Annotated in this window: 3 protein-coding genes and 2 pseudogenes; 2 read left to right on the forward strand and 3 right to left on the reverse strand. The window is 66.2% G+C overall.

Features of this window, described 5'->3' with window-relative positions:
* The 3 genes and pseudogenes from ACIRVK_RS45325 to ACIRVK_RS45335 form a co-directional block, all read right to left on the reverse strand.
* Positions 1–729 (reverse strand): IS5 family transposase (locus ACIRVK_RS45325; RefSeq protein ID WP_404257993.1); only part of this gene is annotated, 729 nt, incomplete at its 3' end.
* Between the two features lie 304 nt (positions 730–1,033).
* Positions 1,034–1,243, reverse strand: a pseudogene (locus ACIRVK_RS45330) (IS701 family transposase); the annotation flags it as partial.
* Positions 1,244–1,402: 159 nt separating this feature from the next.
* On the reverse strand, positions 1,403–1,858 hold the full coding sequence (locus tag ACIRVK_RS45335) for a nitroreductase family deazaflavin-dependent oxidoreductase (RefSeq protein ID WP_404257995.1): 456 nt from the start codon (positions 1,856–1,858) through the stop codon (positions 1,403–1,405).
* Positions 1,859–1,939: 81 nt separating this feature from the next.
* Between ACIRVK_RS45335 and ACIRVK_RS45340 the strand changes: the two genes are divergently transcribed.
* Positions 1,940–2,566, forward strand: coding sequence for a TetR family transcriptional regulator (locus ACIRVK_RS45340; RefSeq protein ID WP_404257997.1), 627 nt, complete (start codon positions 1,940–1,942; stop codon positions 2,564–2,566).
* 208 nt (positions 2,567–2,774) lie between these two features.
* Positions 2,775–2,960, forward strand: a pseudogene (locus ACIRVK_RS45345) (ISAzo13 family transposase); the annotation flags it as partial.
* Positions 2,961–3,232: the final 272 nt, after the last annotated feature.

Below are 3,232 nucleotides of genomic sequence, written 5' to 3' on the forward strand. Positions count from 1 at the left end.
TTCGTAGTCGCGCACGAGACGGCGGTAGAACATCAAGATCCCGTTCGTCTGTTCCACGATCCACCGCTTGGCCTGCGGAACGAAGCCCTTGTCGTCCGGGTTGCGCTCGACGATCTCGACGTCGATGCCATGGTTCTTGCCGTGATCGACGACCGTCTTCTTGAAGCCCTGGTCGACCAGGGCCTTGGTCACCGTGTCGCACTGCTCGACAACACCGTCCAGCAGGGCAATGCCGGCGGTTTTCTCGTGTGCGGAGGCGGGCAGGACGACGCAGTCGATGACGAGGCCCAGTACGTCCACGGCCAGGCATCTCTTCCTACCTGGCACCCTTTTCGCGGCATCCTTGCCGGTCGTCGTGGCGGGGACGCCGACGGCGGCGTGGATGCTCTGCGTGTCCAGAACCACCAGACTCGGGTCGGCTAATCGCTTCCGCTTCTCCCGCAGCTGCCAGCGCAGCAGGTCATGAATGTCCTGATCGGTGCCCTCGTCGCGCCAGAGGTAGAAGTAGTACTTCACCGCTCCGGGTGGAGGCATGTCGTGCGGCAGGAACTCCCACTGACACCCCGTGTGGTTCTGGTAGAGGATCGCGTTCACGATCTCCCGCATCGCGTACTTGCCCTGATGCCCGCTGACCGACGGATGCCGGGCCTTCCACGCCGTGATCACGGGTTCAACGAGGTCCCACTGCTCGTCGGTGAGATCGCTCGGGTACGGCTTATGCATGCTCATGCCACAACTCAAGCGAACCCCGAACGCCTGACCGGCAGCGATGCTTCAACGTCACACCATCGAGCGATGACAAGTTGGACGGAAGGTCACGCACCGCACTCTGAGAGTGATGAATGCCCAGGGGGGTGTAGCGGCGGCTTGGCATGCGCGGGGCGGTCTTGCGCCAGCTGTCCCACCAACGGGTGCCCACGCCGCATGTGATGAGTGGTGGCGGCGTCTCCATCGGGACCAGTTCACTGCATGGTCGCAGCGTGCAGCAGGGAGACGGGTTCAGTTGCCGGCAGACGACGGATTTCGGCTGATGTCAGGTCCACGAGGTCGGATGCGCTGGCCTCGTCACCTCGCGCTCCTGCACGGCCATCACGGCGAGGAAGACGTGGGCGAGCATGGCCAGCGCGATGTGCCGATACCAGCCCACGTAGCGGCGGACCTCGCGCTGGTCCAGGCCGCAGTCGTTCTTCGAGCTTTGGAAGCACTCCTCGATCTTCCAGCGGCTACCGGCGACGCGGACCAGGTCGGCGACCGTGGCCTCGAGCGGGGCGCAGGCGAGGTAGTGGGCTCTACGTTCTTTACCGGGTTGTTCCTCCCGTTCGCCGATGTCCGGGCTGGTACCGGCACACTGTTTCTCTCTTTGAGGCTGCCCATGAGGGCGCTATAGCGGCCCCCGGCGGGTTCAGTCACGGACGGGCTCGAGCACGACGACCGGGATATGGCGTGAGGTGTAGGTGGCATAGGTCGCGTAAGGCTCGTAGACAGCCACCATCCGTTCCCACAGCCTCGCCCTTTCGTCGCCGTCGGCGACGCGCGGGCGGACCCGGCGGCGCTGCCCTCCCCGGAGTTCGACCTCAGCGGACTCCATGGCCATCAGGTTGTGGAACCACGCTGGGTGGGCGTCTGTGCCGCCCTTCGACGCAATGACGACCAGCCGCGGCTCGTCGTCCAGATAGATCAGCGGGCTGGTGCGGGCCTGGCCGGACTTGCGGCCCACATGGTTGAGCAGCAGCACGGGGGCCTTTTGATAGCTGCCGCCCACCTTGCCTCGGGTCTTGCGGAACAGCCACGCATTGAGACGCGCGAGCTGGCGTTGAAGCTTCCAGTAGGGGGACGTCAGCGCAGGAGGTTTCGGCATGCTCTGCATTTTGGCAGACAGTGACAAGATTCATCAAGTGGCAAATGGCATGCTGCGCCAGATTGCGATAGTCTTCGCAGGGTGGATACGTCTGGCCTGCGCGAGCGGAAGAAGCGCCGCACCCGCGAGATGCTGATCGATGCGGCGCAGGAGTTGTTCTGCGCCAACGGGTTCGAGGCCACTACGGTGGACCAGATCGCAGCGGCGGCGGACGTCTCAACGCGCACCTTTTTCCGGTATTTCGCCTCGAAGGAGCATGTTGCGCTCGCGCTCGCGGACGATCAGATAACGGCGATGCTCGAGAGTTTCGCAGCTCAGCCGACGGACGTACCGGTACTGACCGGGATGCGGCAGGCCGTGGTGGAACTGGTGCGGGCCTACGAGGAGCAGGCGACCGGCTCGGAGCCGGCTCGCCACCAGCGGATGCAGCAGCTGATCTCGACTAGTCCGGCGCTGGCGGCCGCGCGTATAGAACGGGGCCTCGCCCGACTGGACGAGGTCGCGCGATTGGTCGGCGCCCGCCTGGGCGCCGACCCCGCCACGGATCCGCGGCCATATCTGGTGGCTTCGATCGTGTTCTCCGCGGTGCAAACAACCATCACGGCATGGCGTGCCGCCGGCTGGGATGCGCCGGACTCCCAGCTGATCGGGCAGGCTTTCGACCTGCTTCCTTCTGACCTCGACTACCACGGCGCCCCGCCCGTGTGACCGGAAGCGAAGCGTCCGGTTGCGTGGAGCGGAGCGACTTCACCCGTCGGCGGGCCGGTCCATCGCGCTGCCCTAGGCGCCCGGCTTAGGGCTTCTTGCCGCGAAACAAGTCGTGGCTTCCAACTGTGAGACTCGTTGTTCTGGTAGGGGGAGACCGGAGGGGATCGAGGCCGTCCTGGCTGCGAAGTTCCAGGTGTTGTTGCCGCGTCTGGACGAGCGCCGGCGTCGGCTGGCCATAGGGACGGAGGCGTTGTCGCTAGGGCATGGTGTCTCGCGCGGAGCGGCTGAACTGGAATCTGGTCAGGCTCTGTTGGGGCGGTTCCGTCGTCCTGGTGGGGGCCGGAAGAAGGCTGTGGACCTTGGTCCGGGGCTGCGGCCGGCGCTGCTTGCGCTCGAGGTCGTGGTCGATCTCGCGGCCAACGCCGTCACCGTGCACGGCATGGACCTCGACGACGAGCGACTGCGCGCCGCGATCGCCGAGGCCGGGTACGGCATCGCCGACTCGATCGCCGCCTGATCCGGGCCGACGGCTGGGCGGGCAGGACGCGACCGACGGCCGTCGTCCTGCCCCCGCCCGTTCATCCCCGGGGTGGGTGTCTCCATCGGCACGGCTGCCGGTGCCAGGTCCGCCGGCGTCCGGTGGTCGAAGGCGAGCTCCGCCGACGC

This window comes from Streptomyces sp. NPDC101152 (genome assembly GCF_044768275.1).
Taxonomy (GTDB): Bacteria; Actinomycetota; Actinomycetes; order Streptomycetales; family Streptomycetaceae; genus Streptomyces.